A 24,843-nucleotide genomic window follows, 5' to 3' on the forward strand; every position below is an offset into this window, starting at 1 on the left:
GTGGATCACTGCTCGCGCAGCGGCACCGAGAGGTACGACGGATCGGTGCGCGGCGAGGAGAAGGTCAGCTGCGCGCCGGTGGGGTTGTGCTCGATGTACAGGGGGTCGACGGTGTCGACGACCAGCGCGAGCCGGTGGCCGGCGGGCACGTCGTAGGCGGTGGAGTAGAGCTCCAGGTCCACGCCGAAGGCCTGGCCCGGGGTCTTGCCGTGGAAGGTGTACGGGGCGTTGCTGACGAGCTTGCCGACGCCGAGCGGGCCGACGTCGTAGAGGTACGCGACGAAGGTGCCGTCGCCCTTGGTGGGCGTGACGGTGGTGTGGAGGCGGACGTCGCCGCGGATGCGGCGGTCCCGGTCGTGGCGCGGCGACTGCCACACGGCGGCGAAGGAGCGGGGGAGCAGGGGGATGGAGGCGACCGGCGGGGTCTTGAGGAACTGGTCGAGGAGGTTGGAGAGCAGGACGACGCCGCCGTTGGCACCGGAGTCGACGTTCGCGAAGACGTGCTCGCTGTCGGACAGCGCGATGCGCTCGGTGCCCGCGGCGCCGACCGACTTCCAGTCCGGGTATCCCTCGTAGCCGCCGGTGCTGCGGGACTTGAGCTGGACCGGGGCCTCGGTGTCGACGCCGTTGCGCTCGCCCTTGAGGTAGCGGTCGAACCAGCGGTGGGCGCTGGTCCAGGTGTCGTTGGGCAGGCCGAGCAGGCCGGTCAGTTCGGCGGTGGCGTGGTCCCCGGGGCGGAACTCCAGGCGCTTGGGGCCGGTCAGCTTCTCGAAGAAGTCGGCGTACTGGTTGGGCGGGAAGATGGTGTCGCCCCAGGCGTTCCCCATCATGATCGCCGGGGCGTTGGCGTTGATCCGGTCGACCTCGAAGGCCGCCGAGCGCTTCTTGCCCCAGTCGATCATCTGCTGTTCGCGGTCGAGCCGGGAGCCGAGGAAGTCGCTCAGGATCGACTGGAGTTCGGGACCGGGCCGGCCGGTGAGGTTGCCGGCGACGCCGAGCAGCCCGGCCGCCTGGAGGTGCTGCGTGCGGCCGGAGTAGATGGAGGCCACGAGGTCGGCCCAGCCGCTCATGGCGACCACGGCCTTGATCCGGGGGTCGTGCGCGGAGGCCAGCAGGCTGATGCCGGCGCCGTACGAGACCCCGCCGAGGCCGATGCGGTCCGCGTCGGCGGGGGTGTGGGCGAGGGCCCAGTCGATGACGGCGGACACGTCGGCGACGTCCGGCGGACCGGCCACCTCGATCTCGCCGCCGGAGAGCCAGAAGCCGCGGGAGGTGTAACTGACCACGACGTAGCCGGAGTCGGCGAGCTTCTTGGCCTGGGCGATGTATTCGATCTGCGGCAGGCCCCAGCTGGTGGGCAGCACGATCAGCGGGTACGTCCGGCCCTGCTCGGCGCCGGCCGGGGTGAAGACGTTGCCCTTGAGGGTGATGCCGCCGGAGCCGGGGATGTCGTGGAACCGCAGTTCCGACGAGGCGCCCGAGGCGTTCGAGGTGACGGCGGTGGCGGGTGCGGGGGCCGCCTGGGCCTGGTGGGGGGCCAGGCCCAGGGCGGCTGCCGCCAGCAGGGCCGCAACCGCCGCGGCGGTGGTGGTGCGTTCCATCAATCGCTCCTCGCGTACGCCGGGGGTGGGGAAAGTGACCCGACGGTAACGGGGAGGGATTACCGGAGGTAACCCGTCGGTAAGTTACGTGGTGGTAACAATTGAACGAGAGTCAGTGAGGGAGTGCCGCCCGGGGGTCAGCCGTTCTGGGCGCCGCCGGCCAGCGCGCTCTTCGCCTTCCAGGCGTCCCACGACAGGTTCCACTCGCCGTAGCCGTTGCCGATCTCCGCGTTGCCCTTGGAGCCGCTGCCGACCACCTCGAAGGGGTCGCCGACCTGGACCCTCGCGTAGAAGTCCTCGGCGTCGGAGTCGCTCATGCCCACGCAGCCGGAACTGGTGTTGGCGCGGCCGAAGTTGCCGGTGTTCCACGGGGCGGCGTGCGCGTACATGCCGGACCAGGTCAGCCGCATCGAGTAGTCGACCATCTTGTCGTAGGAGTCGCCGAGACCCACCGTCTGGGAGTCCATCCGGATGGTGCCCTCCTTCGACATCAGCACCATCTTCCCGGACCAGGAGGCCTTCTGGCCGCCCGGAGTGCCGGCCGAGACCGGGATCGTCTCGACCACCTGGCCCTCCTCGGTCACCTTCATCTTCCGGGTGTCGAGGCTGACCTCCATCCGGCGGTCCTTGCCTATCGTGAACTCGGTGGTGTAGTCGCGGGCGAACAGCCCGCCGCCCTTCCCGGAGTCCACCCCGTTCAGGTTCATGTCGACCTTCACGCCGGTGCCGGGCTTCCAGTACTCCTTCGGCCGCCAGTCCACCCGGTCCTTGCCGGAGTAGTCCTTGAACCAGCCCCAGGACCCCTCGGCGTTGTCCGACGCGGTGACCTTCAGCTGCCTCTCTACCTCGGCCCTGTTCGCGACCGGGTTGTCGAAGACGAGCGAGACCGGCATCGCCACGCCGACCGTGCTGCCCTTGGGGATGTTGATCGAGACCTTGTTCACCTTGTCGGCGGGGGAGGTCTTGAACTGGGTGGACGCGCTCCGGCTGTCGGTGTTCTGCGCCTCCACCCTGTAGTCGGTGCCGGGCGAGGCGTTGCGCTCGGAGGTCCAGGTGCGGCCGTCGTCCGATATCTTCCCGGGCAGCTCCCCGTTCTTGCCGTCGGTGACCTTCACCAGGGCCAGCTTGCCCTCGGCGAGCGTCACCGTGACCGGCTCGCCGGCCTTGACCTGATCGCCCGTGAGGTTCACCGAGACGGCCATGTCCGGCTTGGGCTTCAGCTCGGCCTTGCCGCTCCCGGAGGCCGCGTCGCCCCCGCCCCCGCAGGCGGTCAGGGTGGCGGCCAGGAGCGCGGTGCCCGCGGCGGCGGCGTTGCGGACCCGGCGACGGGACACGGCGGTGCGGCTGGTGCGGCTCATGCGGCTCGTGCGGCTCAACGAATTCCCCTCCGAAGTAATCATCGTTCGCAAAGAGAGAGCGAACACAAGGACTCCAGGTTGCGCATTCCCTGGAAAATCCCCGCTTTTCGGTTGTGACGTGCACCGCAGCAGAACGGTCATCATCCGGTCACCATCGCCGTGCGCTCCGGTCACGGCCGGCTGTGAGAGTCCTGTGCATCCACGCCCGGCCGTACAGGAAGGACGACTGCCGTGTGCGCACTGCTCGTGAACTCGGCCCAGCAGCACCAGCGACAGGGGCGGCGCCCGGAGGGGGCGGCGGTCCGGGACGGCGAACCCGTGGTGTGCACACTGTCCGTCGACGCATACCGGGCGTTCCTCTCCCGGAACCGGCAGGCCAGTTTCCTCCAGTACCCCTCTTGGGCCCGGGTCAAGGACCTCTGGCGCTCGGAAAGGGTCGGATGGCACTACCCGAACGGGGAGATCGAGGGCGCCGGACTCGTTCTCTACCGCCAATTCCCCGGCACGCGGAAATACTTCGCCTACCTCCCCGAAGGCCCCGTCGCCGACTGGTCGGACCCGCGCGTGGACCGCTGGCTCGCCCCGCTGCTGCGCCACCTCAGGACGGCCGGCGCCTTCGCCGTCCGCATCGGCCCCACCCCCGCGTACCGCAGCTGGGACGCGGCCGTCGTCAAGTCCGGCGCCGGGACCGGCCGGCGGATATCGGACGTGCTCGCCACCGAGGTCGACCCGGTCGGCGCGGCGCTCGCCGACCGGCTGCGCACCCGCGGCTGGAAGCGCTGCGGCGACGAGGACGACGGTGACGCCCAGCCCCGCCACGTCTTCCGGGTGCCGCTCGCGGGCCGCACCCGCGAGGACCTGTGGGCGGGCCTGAACCAGGAGTGGCGGCGCAACGTGCGCAAGGCACAGAAGGCGGGCGTGGAGACCGTCCTCGGCACCGCGGCCCACCTGCCCGAGTTCTACCGGCTGCTGCGGATCACGGAGGAGCGCGACGGGTTCCGGCTCGGCCGCTCCCTCGCCTACTACGAGCAGCAGTACGCGGCCCTCAACGCCGAGGAGCCCGGCCGCATGCGGCTCTACCTGGGCGTCCACCAGGGCGAGGTCCTCGCCGCCCACACCATGATCGTGGCCGGCGGCCGTGTCTGGTACCAGACCGGCGCCTCCGCCGACCACCGCCGCGAGGTCCGCCCCAGCAACGCCCTCCAGTGGCGCATGCTGTGCGACGCCCACGAGCTCGGGGCCGACGAGTACGACATGCGCGGGGTACCCTCCACCCTTGACCCCGACGAACGTTCCTTCGGGCTGCTGCGCTGGAAGCTCGGCACCGGCGGAAAGGTAGTCGAGACGCTCGGCGAGTGGGAGACCCCGATGGACGGATACGCCAACGCGGCGCTCCACAAGGCCTTCCAGGCGTACCTGGCCCGCCGGTGAGGAACGGCTCCACGGCCGCCGCCCCCGCGGCCCGGCCCGAACCCGCGTCCGCGGCGGTGTCCGCGTCCGTACCCGAGCCCGCCGCCGTACGGCCCGCGTCCGCGGCAGCCGCGGCCGCCATCGACGCGCCCGCCCCCGAGGTGGCCGACCCCGCCAAGGCCTCGGTGCTGCGCAGCGGTGCGCTCATGGCGGCCGGGTCGATCGTCTCCCGCGCCACCGGGTTCGTCCGCTCCGCCGTCGTCGTCGCGGCCCTCGGCACCGGCCTGCTCGGCGACGGGTACGCCGTCGCCAACACGGTGCCGAACATCATCTACATGCTGCTCGTCGGCGGCGCCCTGAACGCCGTCTTCGTCCCCGAACTGGTGCGCGCCGCCAAGGAGCACCGAGACGGCGGCGCCGCCTACACCGACCGGCTGCTGACCGCCTGCACCGCGGCCCTCGTCCTGCTCACCGCGGCCGCCGTCCTCGCCGCCCCGCAGATCGTCGCCGCGTACACCGGCTACGACGGCGCCCAGGCGAGCACCACCGTGGCCCTCGCCCGGTACTGCCTGCCGCAGATCCTCTTCTACGGGCTCTTCACCCTGCTCGGTCAGGTACTGAACGCGCGTGGCCGGTTCGGCGCGATGATGTGGACCCCGGTCCTCAACAACGTCGTCATCATCGGTGTCTTCGGACTCTTCCTGCACGTCTCCCACGGCTCGGCGAACGGACTCACCGCCGCCGAGACGCGGCTGCTCGGCCTCGGCACCACCGCCGGCATCGTGATCCAGGCCCTCGCCCTGGTCCCGTCGCTGCGCGCCGCCCGCTTCCGCTGGCGCCCCCGCTTCGACTGGCGCGGCAGCGGCCTCGGCCGGCCGCTGCGCAACGCCGGCTGGCTGGTCATGCTCGTCCTCACCAACCAGATCGCCTACTGGGTCGTCACCCGCCTCTCCACCACCACCGGGGCGCGGGCCGTGGAGGCCGGGCTGGCCGGGGGCGCCGGCTACACCGCCTACAGCAACGCCTACCAGCTGTGGATCGTCCCGCAGGGCATCATCACCGTCTCCCTCGTCACCGCCCTCATGCCGCGGATGAGCACCGCCGCCGCCGACGGCGACCTCGGCGCCGTCCGCAGGGACGTGTCGTACGCCCTGCGCTCCAGCGCCGCCCTCGTCGTGCCCGCCGCCGCCCTCTTCGCGGCCCTCGCCCCCTGGGTGATGGGCAGCGTCTTCGAGTACGGTCGCACCGGCGCCGCCGACATCGCGGTCATGGCGGGGATCCTCGTCGCCTTCGCGCCCGGCCTGGTCGCGTTCTCCGCGCAGTACGTCCTGTCCCGCGGGTTCTACGCCCTCTCCGACACCCGGACCCCGTTCTTCCTGAACCTGGTCGTCGCCGGGCTGAACGCCGCCCTGTCGGCCTCCGCGTACCTCCTGCTGCCCCCGCGCTGGGCGGTCACCGGCATGGCCGCCGCCTCCTCCGTGGCCTTCGCGGCGGGGGCCGCCGTCACCGCGCGCACCCTCGCCCGCAGGCTCGGCCCGCGCACCGGAACCCGTACCGCGCGCCGCGCGAGCGCCGTACGGACCCACCTGCGGCTCCTTACCGCCTGCCTCCCGGCGGCCGCCGCGGCGCACGCGGCCGCCCGCGCCGCCGACCGGTTCGGCGACTTCGCCGCGGTGGGGGCGGGAACCGCCGCGCTGGCGCTCGTCGTCGTCCTTCTCGCCCGGCCGCTGCGCCTGACGGAGATCACCGACCTGCTGGACTCCCTGCGGCGCAAGACCGGCCGTTAGCGGGAGGAAGGCCATGAACCACCTTGGGATACTGAGCGGATGCCACGCGTACTGCTGATCGAGGACGACCCGTCCGTACGGGAGGGCGTGGGCCTCGGCCTGCGCCGGCGCGGCCACGAGGTGGGCGCCGCCGAGACCGGCGAGGAGGGGCTCGCCCTGATGGCGGCCTTCCGCCCCGAGCTCGTCCTGCTCGACCTGATGCTGCCGGGGATGAACGGCGTACAGGTCTGCCGCCGGATCCGCGAGACCAGCGAGGTCCCGATCATCATGCTCACGGCGCGCGGCGACGACTTCGACATCGTCATCGGGCTGGAGGCCGGCGCCGACGACTACATCGTCAAGCCCGCCCGCACCGAGGTCATCGAGGCCCGCGTCCGGGCCGTCCTCCGCCGCCTCAGCGATCCCGTGGGAGTGCGCCCCGAGGTCGAGCACCACGGCGAACTGGCCGTCGACCGCGCCGGCCTGACCGTCGCCAAGAACGGCGAGCGGGTCGCCCTGGCCCCCAGCGAGCTCAAGCTCCTGCTGCACCTGTCGGCCTCGCCCGAGCAGGTCTTCTCCCGGCAGCAGCTCCTGGAGTACGTGTGGGACCACAGCTACCACGCCGACGCCCGGCTCGTGGACGCGTGCGTCCGCCGCCTGCGCCACAAGATAGAGGACCCGGACGCGGCCCCCCGCTACATCCAGACCGTGCGGGGCTTCGGCTACCGCTTCGGCCCGGTGCCGGGCGTGCGACGGTGAGACGGATCGCCCCGTTCGGCCTGCGCACCCGGTTGATCGCCGCGTTCCTGATGGTCGCCGCGATCAGCGCGGTGAGCACGGCCGCCCTCACCTACCAGAAGGCGCGCAACGCGATCCTCGCGCAGAGCCAGGACATGGCCGTCAGCACCCTGCGCGACCAGCTCGACTCCAAGAACCTGCGCATCCCCATGGATCAGGAGACCCTCCAGGCCCTGGTCTCCGAGTTCGCCAAGCGCGGCAAACCCCACCCGTGGGCGATCTTCGGCGAGTACGCAGACCTGCGCGCCTCCTCCCACATCAACCCGGCGACCTCCTCCCTGGTGACCGACGCGCTCCGCCGGCAGGTGGTCTCCGCCAACCCCCACGGAGCCTTCCAGCGGGTGGAGGACACCAGCGGTGCCCCGTACCTCACCGTGGCCATGCCGGCCGTGTTCACGCACCAGGGGAAGCGCGAGCCCACCGGCCTCGTGGTCTACGCCGTGATGCCGCTGACCACCGAGCGGGAGACGGTCGACGCCATGGTCGACGCCGCGAAACAGGGCGCCGTCCCCGGCCTCGCCATCGCCGTCGTCCCCGCACTGCTCGCCGCGCGCGGCGTGCTGCGCCCGGTGCGCCACATGCGCCGGGCCGCCGAGCGCCTCGGCCGGGGCCGCCTCGACACCCGGATCGAGGTCCGCGGCGCCGACGAACTCGCCGGGCTGGCCCGCACGTTCAACGAGACCGCCCGTGCCCTGGAGCAGTCCGTGAGCGAACTCCAGGACGCCGAGGCCAGGGCACGCCGCTTCGCCTCCGACGTCTCGCACGAGCTGCGCACCCCGCTCGCCGGAATGCTCGCCGTCACCGAGGTCCTCGACGAGGACGCCGAGCGCCTCGACCCCGATACCGCCAAGGCGTTGCGGCTGATCAGCGCGGAGACCGGCAAGCTCGCCGTCCTCGTCGAGGACCTGATGGAGATCTCCCGCTTCGACGCCCGCGCCGCCGAACTGAACCTCGACGACGTGGACATCGCCGTCGCCGTCACCAAGACCCTCGAACGCCGCCACTGGGACGACGGGAGGGTCACCGCCGAATTGCCCAGCGGGGTGCGCGCGCGGCTCGACCCGCGCCGCTTCGACGTGGTGCTCGCCAACCTCGTCGGCAACGCCCTCCAGCACGGCGGCGCCCCCGTCACCGTCACCGTCGCCGCCCTCCCCGGGCGCGAGGGCGCGCGGCTGCTGATCGAGGTCGCCGACAGCGGGCCCGGCATCGCCCCCGAGGTGCTGCCGCACATCTTCGACCGGTTCTTCAAGGCCGACGCCGCCCGCACCCGCTCCGCGGGCAGCGGCCTCGGCCTGGCCATCACCCTGGAGAACGCCCGGCTGCACGGCGGCACCCTGTACGCCGCCAACGGACCCGGCGGGGGAGCCGTCCTCACCCTCGACATGCCCCTGGAGGCCGACGCGTGACCCGGCTCCGGAACGCCGCGGCCGCCGTCGCCGCCCTGCTCGGTCCGCCGCTCCTGCTGTCCGGGTGCGGCATCAAGCCCACCGGGGTCGTCGAGAGCGGCGCGGCCGCCAACGTGGTGGTGAACTCGCCCGACCGCGCGGGCGTCGTCTACTTCGTCACGCCCGACGACAAGCTCGTCCCCTCCCCGCAGGTCGACTCCGCGCTGCCGTCCCCCGTCGGCACCGTACTGAGACTGCTCGCCGGGCCCGGTCCGGAGGAGCGGGCCGCGGGGCTCGGCACCCGGCTGCCGGGCTGGGACGGCGGTGCGCCCGCCGCGGTCAGCGTCTCCTTCACGTCCCCCCAGTCCATCGAGGTCAAGGTCCCCTTCACGGTCATGGACCTCCCGGACCTCGCCATGCGCCAGCTGGTCTGCACGGTGGCGTCCGTCGCGGGGAGCGAGATCCCCGACGTACGGGTGACCGTGCGCGGCCCGGGCACCACCCTCTTCGGCGAGACGTGCGGCATCGGGCGCTGAGCACACCGCCGCCGGACCCACCCGGCACCGGACCCACCGGTCGCCCCCTTGCGGGCGGCGGCCGCCGACGCCACGGTGGCCCCATGGACCACGAGGCTCCCCACGTCCCCGAGACCGGCGACGCCCCCGACGTCCCCGACGTCTTCGATCCCCGGATCTACGCCGGGGGCGTCCCGCACGACCGCTACCGGCTGCTGCGCGACCACCACCCCGTGGCCTGGCAGCCGGAGCCGGAGATCGCGGGCTGGCCGGCCGGCCCCGGTTTCTGGGCCGTCACCCGCCACGCCGACGCCGTCCGGGTCCTGCGCGGCCACCGGACGTACTCCTCCTGGCTGGGCGCCACCCAGATCCGCGACCCCGACCCCGCCGACCTGCCGTTCCTGCGCCGCACCATGCTCAACCAGGACCCCGGCAAGGACGCGGGGCACCACGGCCGGCTGCGCCGGCTCGTCTCCCGGGCCTTCACCCCCGCCCGGGTGGACGCCTTCGCGGTACGGGTCCGCGACCGGGCCCGTACGCTGCTGCGCGCGGCCCGCGACGGAGCCGCGGACGGGAGCGCCGACCTGGTCCGCACCGTCACCGACGAGTACGCCCTGCTCAACCTCACCGACCTGCTGGGCGTGCCCGCCGCCGACCGGGGCCTGCTGCTGGACTGGACCGTGCGGGTCATCGGCTACCAGGACCCCGAGGACGCGCCCGCGCCCCTGCTCGGCGCCGACGGCAGGCCGCTCGACCCGCGGTCCCCGGCCCTGCTCGGCGAGATGTTCGCGTACGCCCGCGCGCTGGCCGCGGACAAGCGCCGCAGCCCCGGCGACGACGTGATGACGACCCTGGCCCTGGCCGGGCTGGAACCGGCCGAGCTGGAGATGTTCTTCTTCCTGCTGACCGTCGCGGGCAACGACACCGTGCGCAGCGCGGCCCCCGGCGGACTGCTCGCGCTGGCCGGCGACCGAGCCGCCTACCGGCGGATCGCCGACGGCCTGGTCCCGGTGGACCGGGCCGTGGACGAACTCCTGCGCGTCCACCCGCCGGTGCTGAGCTTCCGCCGCACCGCCGTCCACGACACGGAACTCGCCGGCCGGCCGATCGCCGCCGGCGACAAGGTGGTGGTCTTCCACGCCTCCGCCAACCACGACGAGCGGGTCTTCGCGGACCCCGGTCGGCTGGACCCGGGCCGTACGCCCAACCCGCACGTCTCCTTCGGCGACGGCCCACACGTCTGCCTGGGCGCCCACTTCGCCCGGCTCCAACTGCGCATCCTGCACGAGGAGTGGCGCGCCGCCGGTCTGCCGGCGCCCGAACTCACCGGTCAGCCGCGGCGGTTGGTGTCGAACTTCATCAACGGGATCACACGGCTGCCGCTTCGGGTGTCCGGGCCGCACCGGTGACGTCCGCCACGAGCTCGGTCACGTCCGGGCCGTAGGCGTCGGAGTTGACGACCTTCAGCACGAGACAGAAGGACCCGCCCCCGTGGGTGCGTGCGAGGTGCCGGTGGTGCCTCGCCAGGTACCGGGCCGCCGCCTGGTTGCTGTTGGCCGTCTGCCCCGACAGCAGGAACACCGGCCGTGAGCCCCGCCCGGTCGTCAGCCGGGCCAGCAGCACGTGCTCGGACCGGCCCTTCTCCCAGCGGTACGTCTCTCCGCCGACGTGCAGGGCGCCCCGGTCGGGTCCGGCTTGCGTGGAGGTGTCGACCCGTACGCCCGGGAGCATGGAGTCGAGGTGCGCCGTCGTACGGGCGTTGGAGACGGGCCCGCCGACGCAGAACTCGGCCCGCTCGCCGAAGCCCTGGCGGGCGGCGTCGTGCGTGACGATCTGGACGTTCGCCCCGCAGTCCTTGATCAGTGCGGAGATCTCCAGCAGGGCGAAGGCGTCGTTGCGGTGCAGTGACGAATCGGTTCCGCCCATCTGGCGGTTGACCACGAACAGGCAGTCCGACCCGGTGGGGAGCCCGAAGAAGGCCTGCTTGCGCCGCAGGGCGCGGTGCCACAGGTAGGTCCGGGCGAACCAGCCGGATCCCCCGCTCACCATGGTGGCTATCACCCCGAGCACGATGTTGCGCACGTCGTCGTCCATGCGGCGGATGGTAGCCCGCGGCAGGTGTTCCTGACGCGTGGGGTGCGGTGAAGTTAGAGTGCGCAGCCCAGGCCTGGACACGTCCTGACAGGCCGTCGACTGGAGGTACGGATGCGCCGCCCCGCCGCTCGTCAGCTAGCCCTCGTCGTCCTCGCCGGAGCCCTGGTGTCCACGGGCGCCGCGGCCCCCCCGTCCGCCGCCTCCGGGGGGACCCCGGCCAAGGTCCCGGTCGCCGCCGGTTACGGCGGGGCCGTCGCCAGCGTCGACGCGGACGCCTCCGCCGTGGGCATCGCCGTCCTGCGCTCCGGCGGCAACGCCGTGGACGCGGCGGTCGCCACCGCGGCCGCCCTCGGCGTCACCGAGCCGTACTCGGCCGGCATCGGGGGCGGCGGCTACTTCGTCTACTACGACGCCAAGTCCCGCCGGGTGCAGACCGTCGACGGCCGCGAGACCGCGCCGGCGAGCGCCACCGCGGGGCTGTTCCAGGAGAACGGCGTCCCCATCCCCTTCGCCGAGGGCCAGACCAGCGGCCTCGGCGTCGGCGTGCCCGGCACCCCCGCCACGTGGAAGAGCGCCCTGGACAGCTGGGGCAGCCGTCCGCTCGGCCAGCTCCTGCGGCCCGCGGAGAAGCTGGCCCGCGACGGCTTCACCGTGGACGCCACGTTCCGCTCCCAGACCGAGTCGAACCAGGACCGGTTCAAGGACTTCCCGGCCACCGCGAAGCTGTTCCTGCCCGGCGGCGCCCTGCCCGTGGTCGGCTCCACCTTCAAGAACCCCGACCTGGCCGCCACGTACGCCGAACTCGCCCGCAAGGGGACCGGCGCGCTCTACCGCGGCCCGATCGCCGACGACATCGTCCGGGCCGTGCGCCGACCCCCGGTGGACCCGGCCGCCACCCGGAACGTGCGCGCGGGCGACCTGACGGCCAAGGACCTGAAGACGCACGCGACCAAGCGGCAGGCGCCCACCCGGGTGGGCTACCGGGGCCTGGACGTGTACAGCATGGCGCCGTCCTCCTCCGGCGGGACCACCGTCGGCGAGGCGCTGAACATCCTGGAGCGCGCGGACCTCTCGAAGCTCTCGGAGAGCCAGTACCTGCACCGCTTCATCGAGGCCTCCCGGATCTCCTTCGCCGACCGCGGCCGCTGGGTCGGCGACCCGGCCGCCGAGGACGTGCCCACCCGCGAACTGCTCTCGCAGCGGTTCGCCGACTCGCGCGGCTGCCTGATCAAGCCGGACCGCGCGCTGACCAGCCCGCTGGCCCCCGGCGACCCGCGCAGGCCGGTGGCCTGCGGCGGTAGCGGGCAGGCCGCCCCGACCACCTACGAGGGGGAGAACACCACACACCTGACGGTCGCCGACCGCTGGGGCAACGTGGTCTCCTACACGCTGACCATCGAGTCCACCGGCGGCAGCGCCATCACCGTCCCGGGCCGCGGTTTCCTGCTCAACAACGAGCTGACCGACTTCTCCTTCGCGCCGGCCGCCCCCGGCGTCCCGGACCCGAACCTACCCGGCCCCGGCAAGCGGCCGCGCTCGTCCATGTCCCCGACCATCGTGCTGGAGGACGGCCGTCCCGTGCTCGCGGTGGGTTCGCCGGGCGGCGCCACCATCATCACCACCGTCCTGCAGACCCTGACCGGCCACCTCGACCGGGGGCTGCCGCTGGTGGACGCGATCGCCGCGCCGCGCGCCAGCCAGCGCAACCAGACCACCACGGAACTGGAGCCGGGACTGTGGAACAGCCCGCTCCGCGCCGAACTGGAGGCGATCGGCCACGGCTTCCGGCAGAACCCGGAGATCGGCGCCGCCACCGGTGTCCAGCGTCTGCCGGACGGCCGCTGGCTGGCGGCGGCGGAGACCAGCCGGCGGGGAGGCGGCTCGGCGATGGTGGTCCTCCCGCACGGGAGGCCGTAGCGCCGGAGGACCGCCGCGGTGGGCCGGCCGGGCGGCCGTCGCCCCGGTGGGGGAGCGGCCTCAGAGGGCGGTGAGGATCCTCGGGCCGTCGGCGGTGATCGCCACCGTGTGCTCCGCGTGCGCGGCGCGGCTGCCGTCGACGGTCCGCAGGGTCCATCCGTCGCCGTCGCACGTGTAGTCGTCGACCCCGCCCGCGGTCAGCATCGGCTCGATGGCGAGCACCATGCCGGGGCGCAGCTTCGTGCCGCGCCCCGGCGGGCCCTCGTTGGGGACGCCCGGGTCCTCGTGCATGGTGCGGCCGATGCCGTGACCCCCGAAGCCGTCCGGGATGCCGTATCCGGCGGCGCGGCAGATGCTGCCGACGGCATGGGCGATGTCCCCGACGCGGTTGCCGGGCACGGCGGCGGCGATGCCCGCCGCGAGGGCCGCCTCGGCGGTCTCGATCAGCCGCAGGTCCTCGGGGCGGGCCCGGCCGACGGTGAAGCTGACCGCCGAGTCCCCGCACCAGCCCCCGAGCTCCGCCCCGCAGTCGATGCTGACCAGGTCCCCGTCGCGGAGCCGGTAGTCGCCGGGGATGCCGTGCACGATCGCGTCGTTGACCGAGGCGCAGATCACCGCCGGGAAGGGGACGGGCGCGAAACTCGGCCGGTAGCCGAGGAAGGGGGAGCGCGCCCCGGCTTCCCCGAGCACCCCGCGGGCCACCCGGTCAAGGTCCAGGAGGGAGACGCCGACGCGCGCGGCCTCCCGCACGGCCGTCAGGGCGCGGGCCACGACGCGGCCGGCGGCGCGCATCTCGTCGATCGACTCGTCTGTCTTCAGCTTCACCATGCCAATAACTATACCGGTATAACTGTAACGGGATAATCGTTGGGGTGGCGGGTAGGATGGGGGCATGGTCCGAACCCCTCTCACCCCCGAAGAACGCGAGCGCGGCGAGCGCCTGGGCGCACTGCTGCGCGAGGCCCGCGGCACGCGCAGCATGGTCGAGATCGCGGCGGGCGCCGGCCTCTCGGCCGAGACCCTCCGCAAGATCGAGACCGGCCGCGCCCCCACTCCCGCCTTCTTCACCGTGGCCGCCCTCGCGGGCGTCCTCGGGCTCTCCCTCGACGAGGTCCTGCGTCGCAGCGCCCTGCTGCCCGTGCCGGTGTAGCGGCGGTCCGGGCCTCGCCCTGGATTCGCACCTGATCCGCACCTGATTCCCGCCGCATTCCCGCGGATTCCCGCCGGGCGAGTTCTGCGCACCGGGGTGCGGGCGGGGGGCGGCCGCCTAAGGTCGCGGTATGAATCTCGAAGAGCTCGGCCGGGCCCGCTACATCAGCCTCACCACCTTCCGCAAGGACGGCACCCCCGTCGCCACGCCCGTGTGGGCGGTGGTCGACGGCGGCGAGCTGTGCGTGTGGACGCGCACCGACACGTGGAAGGTCAAGCGGATCCGCAACAACGGCCGGGTCAAGGTCGCCCCCTGTGACGTGCGCGGCCGCATCGCCGAGGGCGCCCCCGTCCTGGAGGGCGAGGCCCGGCTGCTGGACGACGCCGGGATGCGGCGGGTGCGGAAGATGATGTCGCGCAAGTACACCTGGCAGTTCTGGGCGGTGGACGTTCCCGCCACGGTGTGGCGCCGCGGGAAGCGGCCGCACACCGGGATCGCCGTCAAGCTTTGAGACTCCCGTAGCCCGCCCGTAACACGGGTGGGATCCAATGCGGGCATGGAGACCGCGACTGCACGTGTGATCGGGCAACTCGCCGAATACATAAGGGAACTGACGCAGCGACTGGATTCCGGGGCGGGCTGGTACGGGGAGTTCCTGCGCCGCGATCCGGACGGTGTGCGGGCCTGCGTGGACGGAGCCGCGATCCCGCCGTGGGACGTGGTGGAGTCGCTGCTGCGGGACCTGGCCGGCGTCCGCGGCGAGGAGGCGGTGGCGCGCGAGACGGTATACGCGGGCCGGCTCCGGGCGGCCGCCGTCGCGGCCTGGGACCGGCTGCCCGGCGGGGCCGAGGAGCTGCGCACCCTGATGGCCGCCGCGTCCGGTCAGCTCGCCGACGCCGAGCGGGCGTTGGGCGAGCTGACCGCCCGGTTCGGCCGCGCCGCCGACCGGGCGGAGGCCGACGCGCTCGGCCGGGAGCTCTCCTGGATCCGGGACGACGCGGCCCGCGCGGCCTCCCGGTACGAGGACCTGCGCGACCGGCTCGCGGCGCTGCCCCCGACGGCCCCTGCGCCGTACGCCGAACCGCTGACGGGGGTGCCGAGGCAGCGGGAGGCGGCGGCCGGGGCGCCGACCGCTGCCGCGCCCGCCTCCGCCGAGCCCGCCACCGGGGCGCCGGGTGCGGCGGCCCGGCCGGTCGGGCGGGCCGAGGGGCGGTGGCTGCGGGGGGCGCGCACGTCCGGGGGAGCCCGGTACGCGGGTGCGGCGGTCTTCGGACCCCCGGCCTTCACCCCGCCGCCGGGCCACCCCGACGGCGCCTCGGCCTTCACCCCGCCGCCGGGTCACCCCGACGGCGCCCCCGCCGCCGAGGCCGGTACCGGCCCGCACCACGTCTCGGACCCCGGGGCGGCTCCGGCCCCGGAGCCGCCGCCCGCCCCGCGGGGCGCCCGGTTCGGCCGGCCCGCCTCCGCGCACCGGGCGGCGGCGTCCGCCCCCGTGTCCCCGCCCGCGGGTCCGGCCGCGTCCGCCGCCCCGACGCCGTCCGCGGCTCCGGCGGCGTACGGCCCCGACGCCCGGGTGCCGGGGCCGGACCGGGCCGCCCCCGCCCCGGGCCGGTCCACGCGGGCCCTCGTCGGGGACCTGCTCGCGCTGCGCGGCCAGGGGCGTACCGGCGAGGCGCACGCCCTGCTCTGCGAGGCGGCCGCCTGGCCCGCCGACCGGCTGCCCGGCCTGGCCGCCGAGCTGGGCCGCGCCGGGCTCGCCGCGGACTGGGCCACCCTGCTGTGGGAGGCCGCCGCCTCCCTGCCGCCCGAGCGGCTCGCCGAGCTCGCGGCCGCCCTCGGCGGAGCCGGGCGCGAGGCCGACCGCGACCGGCTGCTGCGCCAGGGCGTGGCCCGGCCCGCCGCCGACATCGCCGACGCGGCCCTCGCGCTCGACGCGGCCGGCCGGGGCCGGGAGGCCGAAGCCCTGCTGGACGCCTTCGTACGGGTGCGCACCGCCGAGGAGGCCGCCGCCCTCGCACGGCGCGCACCGCAGTGGTTCGCCCCGCGTCTCCTCCGGGCCGCCGCGTCGCTGTCCGGGGCCCGCCGCAGGGACCTGGCGCACGCCCTGCGGGTCGCCGGCATCGCCCCGGTGTAGCTGGCGCGCACGGTGCGAGCGGCCCTTACCGGCCGCCGGGTGACCGGAAACGACTGCGGTGCGACGTATCTTGATCGACTACTCCAACCGCGCACGGCGCTCTTGCCCCACGCTGTGCCGCGGCCTACGTTCTACTCCCTACGCACTGCGTCTACGTGCGTAGAGCCGTGGAAGTCGACGTCAGTTCCCCGTCGCGAGGAGCAGCTCATGGCCCAAGTCGTCCGCGCCGCGCTGGTCCAGGCCACCTGGACCGGAGACACCGAGTCGATGATCGCCAAACACGAGGCGCACGCCCGCCGGGCCGCGGCCCAGGGCGCGAAGATCATCGGATTCCAGGAGGTCTTCAACGCCCCCTACTTCTGTCAGGTCCAGGAACCCGAGCACTACCGCTGGGCGGAGGCCGTCCCCGACGGTCCCACCGTCCGCCGCATGCAGGACCTCGCCCGCGAAACCGGCATGGTGATCGTGGTCCCGGTCTTCGAGCTGGAATCCGAGGGCTTCTACTACAACACCGCCGCCGTCATCGACGCCGACGGCAGCTACCTCGGCAAGTACCGCAAGCACCACATCCCCCAGGTCAAAGGGTTCTGGGAGAAGTACTACTTCCGGCCGGGCAACCTCGGATGGCCCGTCTTCGACACGTCCGTCGGCCGGGTCGGGGTCTACATCTGCTATGACCGCCACTTCCCCGAGGGCTGGCGCGCGCTGGGCCTGGCCGGAGCCCAGCTCGTCTTCAACCCGTCCGCGACCTCGCGCGGCCTCTCCGCGTACCTGTGGCAGCTGGAACAGCCCGCCTCCGCCGTCGCCAACGAGTACTTCGTCGCCGCCATCAACCGCGTGGGCCGGGAGGAGTACGGCGACAACGACTTCTACGGCACGAGCTACTTCGTCGACCCGCGCGGCCAGTTCGTCGGCGAGCCCGCCAGCGACAAGGAAGAGGAACTCCTCGTCCGCGACCTCGACTTCGGCCTCATCGAAGAGGTCCGCACCCAGTGGGCGTTCTACCGCGACCGCCGCCCCGACGCCTACGGAGGGCTCGTACAGCCGTGACCAACCCGATCCCCCTGCACAGTCGCCACCGCACCGTCATGCCCGACTGGCTCGCGCTCTACTACGACCGCCCCATCGAGCTCACCCACGGCGAGGGCCGCCACGTCTGGGACGCCGACGGCAACCGCTACCTCGACTTCTTCGGCGGCATCCTCACCACGATGACCGCCCACGCCCTGCCCGAGGTCACCAAGGCCGTCGCCGAGCAGGCCGGGAGGATCATCCACTCCTCCACCCTCTACCTCAACCGGCCGATGATCGAGCTGGCGGAACGCATCACCGCCCTCTCCGGCATCCCCGACGCCCGGGTCTTCTTCACCACCTCGGGCACCGAGGCCAACGACACCGCCCTGCTGCTCGCCAGCACGTACCGCCGCTCCAACCAGATCCTGGCGATGCGCAACAGCTACCACGGCCGGTCGTTCTCCACCATCTCCCTCACCGGCAACCGCGGCTGGTCCCCGACCAGCCTCTCGCCGCTCCAGACGTACTACGTCCACGGCGCAGTCCGCACCCGCGGGCCCTTCGCGGCCCTGCCGGACGCCGAGTTCACCGCGGCCGCCGTCGCCGACCTGGAAGACGTACTGGGCCAGGCGCGCGGGGGAGTGGCCGCGCTCATCGCCGAGCCGATCCAGGGCGTCGGCGGGTTCACCTCGCCGCCCGACGGCCTGTACGGGGCCTTCCGCGAGGTCCTCGACCGGCACGGGATCCTCTGGATCAGCGACGAGGTGCAGACCGGCTGGGGGCGTACGGGCGACCACTTCTGGGGCTGGCAGGCACACGCCCAGCACGGCCCGCCGGACATCCTCACCTTCGCCAAGGGCATCGGCAACGGCATGTCCATCGGCGGAGTCGTCGCCCGCGCCGAGGTGATGAACTGCCTCGACGCCAACTCCATCTCCACCTTCGGCGGCTCGCCGGTCACCATGGCGGCGGGCGTCGCCAACCTCGCGTACCTCCAGGAGCACGACCTCCAGGGCAACGCCCGCCGCGTCGGCGGCCTGCTCCTGGAACGGCTGCGCGCCGTCGCCGCCGCCTCGCCCGCCGTACGGGAGGTCCGCGGCCGGGGCCTCATGGCCGGCCTGGAGCTGACGAAGCCCGGCACGGACCAGGCCGACCCCGAAGCGGCCGCGGCGGTCCTTGAGGCCGCGCGTGAACGCGGCCTGCTGCTCGGCAAGGGCGGCGGGTACAACACCAGCGTGCTGCGCATCGCGCCGCCGCTCTCCCTCACCGTCGCCGAGGCGGAAGAGGGCGCGGACATCCTCGAACAGGCCTTGCGCAGCGTCCAGTAAGGGGACTCCCATGAGCATCCGCACCCTGATCCGCGGCGGCCTGGTCGTCACCGCCGCCGACGAACTGCACGCGGACGTCCTCATCGAGGACGGCCGCGTGGCGGCCCTGGCCGCGCACGCCTCGGCGGCCGCCGAGGCCTGGACGGCCGACCGCGTGATCGACGCGAGCGGAAAGTACGTCATCCCGGGCGGCGTCGACGCCCACACCCACATGGAGCTCCCCTTCGGCGGCACCGCCGCCTCGGACACCTTCGAGACCGGCACCAGGGCCGCCGCCTGGGGCGGCACCACCACCATCGTGGACTTCGCCGTGCAGACCCCGGGGCGCGCCCTGCGCGAGGGCCTCGACACCTGGTACGCCAAGGCGGACGGCAACTGCGCCATCGACTACGCCTTCCACATGATCCTGTCGGACGTCAACGAGGGCACCCTGAAGGAGATGGACCACCTCGTCGGCGAAGGCATCACCTCCTTCAAGCTCTTCATGGCCTACCCCGGCGTCTTCTACAGCGACGACGGCCAGATCCTGCGGGCCATGCAGCGCGGCGCCTCCAACGGCGGGCTGATCATGATGCACGCCGAGAACGGCATCGCCATCGACGTCCTCGTCGAACAGGCCCTGGCCCGCGGCGAGACCGACCCCCGCCACCACGGCGAGGTCCGCAAGGTGCTCCTCGAGGCCGAGGCCACGCACCGGGCCATTCAGCTCGCCCGGGTCGCCGGCTCCCCCCTCTACGTGGTGCACGTCTCGGCGGAGGAAGCGGTCGCGGAGCTGGCGGCCGCCCGCGACAAGGGGCTCCCGGTCTTCGGGGAGACGTGTCCGCAGTACCTGTTCCTGTCCACCGACAACCTGGAGGAGCCGGACTTCCAGGGTGCCAAGTACGTCTGCTCCACCCCCCTCCGTCCGCGCGAGCACCAGGCGGCGCTGTGGCGGGGGCTTCGGACCAACGACCTCCAGGTGGTCTCCACCGACCACTGCCCGTTCTGCTTCCGGGGCCAGAAGGAGCTGGGCCGGGGCGACTTCTCGAAGATCCCGAACGGGCTGCCGGGGGTGGAGAACCGCATGGACCTCCTCCACCAGGCCGTCCTGGACGGGCACATCAGCCGCCGCCGCTGGATCGAGATCGCGTGCGCGAGCCCGGCCCGGATGTTCGGCCTCTACCCGCAGAAGGGCACCATCGCGCCGGGCAGCGACGCCGACATCGTCCTCTACGATCCGCACGCCGAGCAGGTCATCTCCGCCGAGACGCACCACATGAACGTGGACTACTCGGCGTACGAGGGCAGGCGGATCACCGGACGCGTCGACACCGTGCTCTCCCGCGGCGAGGTGGTCATCGACCGGCGCGAGTACACGGGGCGGGCCGGACACGGGGCGTTCGTCCATCGCTCCACCTGTCAGTACCTGTAAGTCACACGCACGCCCGCACGCAGCAGCAAGGAGCCATGCATGGACTTCGGCCTCGTCCTGCAAACCGATCCGCCAGCCTCCCAGGTGATCAGCCTCATGAAGCGCGGCGAGCGCAACGGATTCCGCTACGGCTGGACCTTCGACTCCGCCGTGCTGTGGCAGGAGCCGTTCGTCATCTACAGCCAGATCCTCGCTAACACCCAGCGCATGCACATCGGCCCCATGGTGACGAACCCGGGCACTCGCACGTGGGAGGTGACTGCGTCCACGTTCGCCACCTTGAACGACATGTACGGCAACCGGACGGTGTGCGGGATCGGTCGTGGTGACTCGGCAATGCGGGTCGCCGGCCGCGCGCCGAACACCCTGGCCCGGCTGGGCGAGGCCATCGACGTAATCCGTGACCTTGCGGAGGGGCGTGAGGCCCAGGTCGACGGGAAGCCGCTGCGGATCCCGTGGATCCGGGACGGGAAGCTGCCTGTGTGGATGGCGGCGTACGGGCCCAAGGCCCTCGCGCTCGCCGGACAGAAGGCCGACGGGTTCATCCTGCAACTCGCGGATCTCTACCTGACCGAGTGGATGATCAAGGCAGTACGGCAGGCCGCGGTGGAGGCCGGCCGGGACCCCGCCTCGATCACCATCTGCGTGGCGGCCCCGGCGTACGTCACGGCCGACGACTCGGCGCAGGCCTTGGCCCACGCCCGCGACCAGTGCCGGTGGTTCGGCGGGATGGTCGGCAACCACGTGGCCGACCTGGTATCCCGGTACGGCGAGCACTCCTCGATGGTGCCGGAGGAGCTGACGGAGTACGTCAAGTCCCGCCAGGGCTACGACTACAGCCACCACGGCCGGGCCGGGAACCCGTCCGCCGACTTCGTCCCCGACGAGATCGTCGACCGCTTCTGCCTGCTCGGCCCGGCCGAGGCCCACATCGAGAAGCTCCGCGCCCTGCGGGCCCTCGGCGTCGACCAGTTCGCCGTGTACGCCATGCACGACGCCCGGGAGGCGACCATCGACGCGTACGGCTCCGCCATCATCCCGTCGTTGAGCTGACTGTCACACGGGGGACGGGGCCGACCGGGAGGCCGGCCCCGCCGCCGGGCGGCGGCGACGGGTTCGCGGGTACGGACGGACGCCGCGAGCAGCCGTCACGCGCTCACCGGATGGACAGGATCGGTCGGCTGCCACCCGTCCGTCCGACCCTCGTGTCACTCGGTCCCCGAAGGGGCAGAACCCCGCTCCACACCAGGTCGGCGGCCGAGCGGCCCACCATGATCCGGTAGGTCCCGGGCTCCGTGATCCAGGCCCCCGCAGCTTCGGACCAGTACCGCAGCGCGTGCGCCGGGACATCCACGACGGCGGTCACCGAAGCGCCGGGTTCCGCGTGTACCGCGGCGTAGCCGGCGAACCAGCGGACGGGACGCTCGATGGTGGATTCCGGACGGGCGAGGTACACCTGCACGACCTCACGGCCGGGCCGGCTGCCCGTGTTGCGCACCTGTACGCGGACGGTGAACGGTGAGCCTTCCACCGCCTCGTCCGGGGCGTGGACCACCTCGTACTCCCAGCTGGTGTAGCCGAGGCCGTGGCCGAACCAGTAGGCGGGTTCCTTGCCGGTGAGGAGCCAGCCCCGGTGTCCGATGTGGATGCCGTCCTCGTAGGCGAGCCGGCCGCCGACGGGCTGTGCATGGGTGACGGGTGCGTCGGCCAAGGCGGCTGCCCAGGTGGTGGGGAGGCGGCCACCGGGCTCGGCGTCTCCGAACAGGACGTCGGCGAGCCCGGCTCCGGCTTCCTGACCGGGGAACCAGGTGAGCAGTACCGCACCCACCTCGTCGCGCCAGGGCAGCTCGACCGGGCCGCCGCTGTTGACCACAACGATCGTGCGCGGGTTGACGGCCGCAACGGCGCGGACCAGCGCGTCCTGGTGGCCGCCCAGGGAGAGGTTGCCGCGGTCGTGGCCCTCGGTTTCGGTGTGCTCGGTGGTGCCCACGACCACGATCGCGGCGTCCGCGTCGCGGGCGGCCCGGACCGCTTCCGCGAGCGCGGCCGCCGCCTCGGGCTCCGGCGGCGCCGCCGCCACGATCGTGGCGCGCCCGGCTCCCGGGACCAGTTCACGCCGAGCCGTCAGAAGGACGGGCGCCGTCGTGTCCACGGTCGCCCGCACCGTGTGGAGGGGCGGGTTCACATGGACGACGGCCGGGTCGTCGGTGGTGCACGGGAACGCGCCGTCCAGTAGGGTCCGGCCGCCGAGAGTGAGGCTCATGCGGCCGAAGCCGGCGATGCCGAAGGTCCATTCCCCCGTCGTCGGAGGCCGGATGAGTGCGCTGATCTCCACGGTCCGTGCGGAGGGACCCACGGGCGGCTCGAGTTGGGTACCCGACAACCGGTGCTCCGCGTGGAGCTCCCGACCCGCCTCGTCCAGCAGGCGCAGCAGCACACCCGGCTCCCCCGACCGCGGGTCGCTGCACCAGCGGGTGCCGAGAGGCGCGGGGGGAACGCCCAGTCCCGGCCCCGGTACGTGCACGACCTCGGCCAGGCACTCCAGCCGGGCGCGGATCCCGTCGAGGGGAGCGACCACGTACGGGGGGAAGACGCCCGCGCTGCCACCGCCCTGCACCCGCGGGGAGCCGGCGTGCACGCCCATGACGGCGACCGTCGACAAGGAGGACGGGTCGAGCGGGAGCACCTCGTGGTTGCTCAGCAGTACGGATCCCGCGGCCACGGTGCGGCGCAGCAGCGTCCGCGTCTCGTCCGCACCGAACGCCGGGGTCCGCGGGCCCCGGTCCGACCCGAGCGCCCCCACGCGTCCGGCCAGCCGGAGCAGGCGCCGCACCTTCTCGTCGACCGCCTCCTGCGGGACGTGACCGTCCTTCACGGCCTGGACGAGGGACTCCTCCCACGGGCCCTGCGGTCCCGGCATCGCCAAGTCCATGGCGGCGAGGGCCGGTTCCCGGGCCGAACGCAGGGCGCCCCAGTCGGACACCACCACCCCGTCGAAGCCCCATTCACCTTTGAGCGGGTCGGCGAGCAGGGGATTGGCGGTCATGGTCGCGCCGTTCACACCGTTGTAGCCGGCCATCACCAGCCACACGCCCGCCTCGACGGCGGCCTCGAACGGTGCCAGGTAGACCTCGCGCAGCACCCGCTCGGAAGCCCGCACGTCCACGTGCATCCGCCCCGTCTCGGAGTCGTTGGCCACGTAGTGCTTGGCCGTGGCCGCCACCCCCGCCGCCTGAATGCCCCGGATCAGGGCCGCGCCCGTACGGCCCGTCAGCACGGGGTCCTCCGAGAAGCACTCGAAGTGCCGGCCGCCCAGGGGAGTGCGATGCAGGTTGAGCGTGGGGGCCAGGACGACGTCCACGCCCTTGCGGACCGCTTCGGAAGCGAGCAGGCGTCCCAGCTCCTCGACCCGGTCCTCGTCCCACAGCGCGCCGATCGCGGACGCCGAGGGCAGCAGTGCGGAAGTGAGCCGCTCGTCCCAGGCCTCTCCCCGCACCCCTGCGGGGCCGTCGGAGGTCACCATCTCACGCAGTCCGACGGTCTGTTCGCCGGCCGTCCGCCACGTCGTGTCCCCGGACAGCAGCCGCACCTTCTGCACGAGATCGAGCTTCTCCAGCAGTCGATCGAGCACGTCCTCGCCCATCCCCACCCCATTCACGTCTTCCGCTCCTCACCAGTGGGAGAGCGCTCTCCCAAGCTTTGGTGCGTGCTGACTCGGCGTCAAGCCCCCCTTCGAGGGCGAATCCTCGACAAAGCGCGAAGGCCCCGCCCGCCCCGTCGTCGGACGGGCCGGGCCGGGCCGCTACGGAGGGCCGACCGGGTCAGGGCAGCCGGTACTCCGAGTTCAGTACCGCCCCGCGTTCGGGGCGGTACAGGTCGAAGCCGCGCGGGTCGCACTGCAGGCCGCCGACGATGCAGTGGTCGACGAGGGCCTTGAGGGTGCGCTCCTCCCACGCGTTGAAGAAGTCGTAGTGGAAGCTGTAGCCGCGGCCGCTGGCGAGGCGGACCTGGGACATGTCGCCGTTGACCGGCCAGGCCATCTTGAACTCGATCATCGGCAGGGCGACGGGATGGGAGGCCGGGCACATGTTGTCGTTGGTGCCGGGCTTGACGACCGTGTACGACATGTGGCTTTGGTGGTCGGGGGTGTCGAGGTACTTGCCGTCCCAGCAGCTGGGAGCCTGGAAGCGGAGGTTGAGCTGGACGTCGGGCCGGTTCGGACAGCTCGCCGGGAAATCGGTGTTGAAGAAGCTCTCACCGCACTCCCAGCCCTCGACGAAGCCCTTGTGGCCACGGAACTGCTGGGCGCTCTGCGTCGGGTTGCCGACGACGAACCGCAGGCCCTTGGGGAAGGGACGCACACTGGTGTAATCGGTGACGCCGGCCTTGTAGTAGATGACCTGCGGTCCGGTGGGCAGGATCTTCTGGTCGCCCTTGTAGAGCGAGGGCATCCAGTACCCGGAGGCGTCGGCGGGCGCCTTGCACGCGGTCGCCCCTCCGTACAGCGAACCGGTGGTGCTGTTCGCGTTGGTGGAGGTATTGCCCATGAACGTGTGGTCGTGGGACCTTCCGGGCTGGCCCGGGTAGACGATCGGGTCGTCCGGCGCGGTGTGCGTGACCGAGCAGGCGGCCTGGAACTCGTGGTGGTAGGCGGGCGGCGGTGTCCTGTCGGACGGCGTGACACCGGTGACCTGCGGGACCGCCGGGATGTACCCGTCCCCGTCGGCGTCGTCGCCCGACGCCTGGAGGGAGGCGGCCATGATGTGTCCGCTGTGCGACGCGGCGGACGAAGAGGGGGCCGAGCCGGCGGGATCCGCTGCGTTGGCGATCGCACCGACGCCCAGGAGGCCGGCGATGAGGGCGGTGCCGACGAGGAGCGCGGAAAGCCGTTTGGGACTTGCTGTCATGGAAGTCTCCTGCCGTTCTTGTGGGGTGGTGTGGGGCTGACGCTCGTGGGCGGGT

The 24,843-nt window shown here is 72.9% G+C and carries 20 protein-coding genes; 14 read left to right on the plus strand and 6 right to left on the minus strand.

Going from position 1 to position 24,843, the window contains the following annotated elements; all coding sequences use genetic code 11:
• Positions 1-5 precede the first annotated feature (5 nt).
• Both ACFWW8_RS06475 and ACFWW8_RS06480 read right to left on the minus strand, forming a co-directional pair.
• A complete protein-coding gene (locus ACFWW8_RS06475) occupies positions 6-1,601 on the minus strand; it encodes a CocE/NonD family hydrolase (RefSeq protein ID WP_386524455.1) in 1,596 nt (531 codons plus the stop codon).
• Positions 1,602-1,738: 137 nt separating this feature from the next.
• Positions 1,739-2,959: an Ig-like domain-containing protein gene (locus tag ACFWW8_RS06480; RefSeq protein WP_386524457.1), complete on the minus strand. Its 1,221-nt coding sequence runs from the start codon at positions 2,957-2,959 to the stop codon at positions 1,739-1,741.
• A gap of 318 nt (positions 2,960-3,277) precedes the next feature.
• On the opposite strand from ACFWW8_RS06480, the gene ACFWW8_RS06485 reads away from it, so the two are divergent.
• The 6 genes from ACFWW8_RS06485 (at position 3,278) to ACFWW8_RS06510 (ending at position 10,242) form a co-directional block, all read left to right on the plus strand.
• Positions 3,278-4,390 carry a lipid II:glycine glycyltransferase FemX gene (locus tag ACFWW8_RS06485; protein WP_386525080.1) on the plus strand — a complete coding sequence of 371 codons (1,113 nt, stop codon included), beginning with the start codon at positions 3,278-3,280 and terminating at the stop codon, positions 4,388-4,390.
• Between the two features lie 119 nt (positions 4,391-4,509).
• Positions 4,510-6,156 (plus strand): murein biosynthesis integral membrane protein MurJ, encoded by a 1,647-nt coding sequence (gene murJ / locus ACFWW8_RS06490; RefSeq protein ID WP_386525082.1) that lies wholly within the window; start codon positions 4,510-4,512, stop codon positions 6,154-6,156.
• Positions 6,157-6,195: 39 nt separating this feature from the next.
• The gene (locus ACFWW8_RS06495) at positions 6,196-6,894 is read left to right on the plus strand and encodes a response regulator (protein WP_386524459.1); all 699 of its coding nucleotides are present in this window, start codon (positions 6,196-6,198) and stop codon (positions 6,892-6,894) included.
• Entirely contained in the window at positions 6,891-8,339 is a 1,449-nt protein-coding gene (locus ACFWW8_RS06500) for an ATP-binding protein (protein WP_386524462.1), read from the plus strand. The genes ACFWW8_RS06495 and ACFWW8_RS06500 overlap by 4 nt, the downstream gene beginning before the upstream one ends.
• Positions 8,336-8,854 carry a hypothetical protein gene (locus tag ACFWW8_RS06505; RefSeq protein ID WP_386524465.1) on the plus strand — a complete coding sequence of 173 codons (519 nt, stop codon included), beginning with the start codon at positions 8,336-8,338 and terminating at the stop codon, positions 8,852-8,854. Before ACFWW8_RS06500 ends, ACFWW8_RS06505 begins: the two co-directional genes overlap by 4 nt.
• 83 nt (positions 8,855-8,937) lie before the next feature.
• On the plus strand, positions 8,938-10,242 hold the full coding sequence (locus tag ACFWW8_RS06510) for a cytochrome P450 (protein ID WP_386524467.1): 1,305 nt from the start codon (positions 8,938-8,940) through the stop codon (positions 10,240-10,242).
• Here ACFWW8_RS06510 and ACFWW8_RS06515 read toward each other — a convergent pair.
• Entirely contained in the window at positions 10,202-10,927 is a 726-nt protein-coding gene (locus ACFWW8_RS06515; RefSeq protein ID WP_386524469.1) for a hypothetical protein, read from the minus strand. The two genes, ACFWW8_RS06510 and ACFWW8_RS06515, sit on opposite strands and share 41 nt — an antisense overlap.
• A gap of 111 nt (positions 10,928-11,038) precedes the next feature.
• Between ACFWW8_RS06515 and ggt the strand changes: the two genes are divergently transcribed.
• A complete protein-coding gene (gene ggt, locus ACFWW8_RS06520; RefSeq protein ID WP_386524472.1) occupies positions 11,039-12,844 on the plus strand; it encodes a gamma-glutamyltransferase in 1,806 nt (601 codons plus the stop codon).
• Positions 12,845-12,904: 60 nt separating this feature from the next.
• On the opposite strand, the gene map is transcribed toward ggt, so the two are convergent.
• Entirely contained in the window at positions 12,905-13,672 is a 768-nt protein-coding gene (gene map, locus ACFWW8_RS06525) for a type I methionyl aminopeptidase (protein WP_386524474.1), read from the minus strand.
• A 64-nt stretch (positions 13,673-13,736) separates the two neighbouring features.
• On the opposite strand from map, the gene ACFWW8_RS06530 reads away from it, so the two are divergent.
• From ACFWW8_RS06530 to ACFWW8_RS06560, 7 genes are all read left to right on the plus strand, one after another.
• Positions 13,737-13,994: a helix-turn-helix domain-containing protein gene (locus ACFWW8_RS06530; RefSeq protein ID WP_386524476.1), complete on the plus strand. Its 258-nt coding sequence runs from the start codon at positions 13,737-13,739 to the stop codon at positions 13,992-13,994.
• A 130-nt stretch (positions 13,995-14,124) separates the two neighbouring features.
• The gene (locus tag ACFWW8_RS06535; RefSeq protein ID WP_386524479.1) at positions 14,125-14,505 is read left to right on the plus strand and encodes a PPOX class F420-dependent oxidoreductase; all 381 of its coding nucleotides are present in this window, start codon (positions 14,125-14,127) and stop codon (positions 14,503-14,505) included.
• A gap of 45 nt (positions 14,506-14,550) precedes the next feature.
• A complete protein-coding gene (locus ACFWW8_RS06540; RefSeq protein WP_386524482.1) occupies positions 14,551-16,128 on the plus strand; it encodes a hypothetical protein in 1,578 nt (525 codons plus the stop codon).
• A 207-nt stretch (positions 16,129-16,335) separates the two neighbouring features.
• Positions 16,336-17,178, plus strand: a complete 843-nt coding sequence (locus tag ACFWW8_RS06545) for a nitrilase-related carbon-nitrogen hydrolase (RefSeq protein WP_386524484.1) — start codon at positions 16,336-16,338, stop codon at positions 17,176-17,178.
• 38 nt (positions 17,179-17,216) lie between these two features.
• Positions 17,217-18,470 carry an aspartate aminotransferase family protein gene (locus ACFWW8_RS06550; protein WP_386525084.1) on the plus strand — a complete coding sequence of 418 codons (1,254 nt, stop codon included), beginning with the start codon at positions 17,217-17,219 and terminating at the stop codon, positions 18,468-18,470.
• A gap of 10 nt (positions 18,471-18,480) precedes the next feature.
• Positions 18,481-19,881, plus strand: coding sequence for a dihydropyrimidinase (gene hydA / locus ACFWW8_RS06555; RefSeq protein ID WP_386524487.1), 1,401 nt, complete (start codon positions 18,481-18,483; stop codon positions 19,879-19,881).
• A 39-nt stretch (positions 19,882-19,920) separates the two neighbouring features.
• Positions 19,921-20,934: a TIGR03842 family LLM class F420-dependent oxidoreductase gene (locus tag ACFWW8_RS06560; protein ID WP_386524489.1), complete on the plus strand. Its 1,014-nt coding sequence runs from the start codon at positions 19,921-19,923 to the stop codon at positions 20,932-20,934.
• Positions 20,935-21,037: 103 nt separating this feature from the next.
• On the opposite strand, the gene ACFWW8_RS06565 is transcribed toward ACFWW8_RS06560, so the two are convergent.
• Both ACFWW8_RS06565 and ACFWW8_RS06570 read right to left on the minus strand, forming a co-directional pair.
• Complete coding sequence (locus ACFWW8_RS06565) at positions 21,038-23,524, minus strand: glycoside hydrolase family 3 C-terminal domain-containing protein (protein WP_386525087.1); 2,487 nt, start codon at positions 23,522-23,524, stop codon at positions 21,038-21,040.
• A gap of 178 nt (positions 23,525-23,702) precedes the next feature.
• Positions 23,703-24,788 carry a DUF1996 domain-containing protein gene (locus tag ACFWW8_RS06570; protein ID WP_386524492.1) on the minus strand — a complete coding sequence of 362 codons (1,086 nt, stop codon included), beginning with the start codon at positions 24,786-24,788 and terminating at the stop codon, positions 23,703-23,705.
• Positions 24,789-24,843: the final 55 nt, after the last annotated feature.

It is taken from the genome of Streptomyces sp. NPDC058701 (genome assembly GCF_042715295.1).
Lineage (GTDB): Bacteria > Actinomycetota > Actinomycetes > Streptomycetales > Streptomycetaceae > Streptomyces.

Coding starts and splice junctions, on each gene's coding strand:
- hydA (WP_386524487.1), top strand. CDS start 18,481: ATGAGCATCCGCACCCTGATCCGCGGCGGCCTGGTCGTCACCGCCGCC.
- ACFWW8_RS06560 (WP_386524489.1), top strand. CDS start 19,921: ATGGACTTCGGCCTCGTCCTGCAAACCGATCCGCCAGCCTCCCAGGTG.
- ACFWW8_RS06510 (WP_386524467.1), top strand. CDS start 8,938: ATGGACCACGAGGCTCCCCACGTCCCCGAGACCGGCGACGCCCCCGAC.
- ACFWW8_RS06475 (WP_386524455.1), bottom strand. CDS start 1,601: ATGGAACGCACCACCACCGCCGCGGCGGTTGCGGCCCTGCTGGCGGCA.
- ACFWW8_RS06545 (WP_386524484.1), top strand. CDS start 16,336: ATGGCCCAAGTCGTCCGCGCCGCGCTGGTCCAGGCCACCTGGACCGGA.
- ggt (WP_386524472.1), top strand. CDS start 11,039: ATGCGCCGCCCCGCCGCTCGTCAGCTAGCCCTCGTCGTCCTCGCCGGA.
- ACFWW8_RS06480 (WP_386524457.1), bottom strand. CDS start 2,959: ATGAGCCGCACCAGCCGCACCGCCGTGTCCCGTCGCCGGGTCCGCAAC.
- ACFWW8_RS06570 (WP_386524492.1), bottom strand. CDS start 24,788: ATGACAGCAAGTCCCAAACGGCTTTCCGCGCTCCTCGTCGGCACCGCC.
- ACFWW8_RS06515 (WP_386524469.1), bottom strand. CDS start 10,927: ATGGACGACGACGTGCGCAACATCGTGCTCGGGGTGATAGCCACCATG.
- map (WP_386524474.1), bottom strand. CDS start 13,672: ATGGTGAAGCTGAAGACAGACGAGTCGATCGACGAGATGCGCGCCGCC.
- ACFWW8_RS06565 (WP_386525087.1), bottom strand. CDS start 23,524: ATGGGCGAGGACGTGCTCGATCGACTGCTGGAGAAGCTCGATCTCGTG.
- ACFWW8_RS06495 (WP_386524459.1), top strand. CDS start 6,196: ATGCCACGCGTACTGCTGATCGAGGACGACCCGTCCGTACGGGAGGGC.
- ACFWW8_RS06540 (WP_386524482.1), top strand. CDS start 14,551: ATGGAGACCGCGACTGCACGTGTGATCGGGCAACTCGCCGAATACATA.
- ACFWW8_RS06550 (WP_386525084.1), top strand. CDS start 17,217: ATGCCCGACTGGCTCGCGCTCTACTACGACCGCCCCATCGAGCTCACC.
- ACFWW8_RS06530 (WP_386524476.1), top strand. CDS start 13,737: ATGGTCCGAACCCCTCTCACCCCCGAAGAACGCGAGCGCGGCGAGCGC.
- ACFWW8_RS06535 (WP_386524479.1), top strand. CDS start 14,125: ATGAATCTCGAAGAGCTCGGCCGGGCCCGCTACATCAGCCTCACCACC.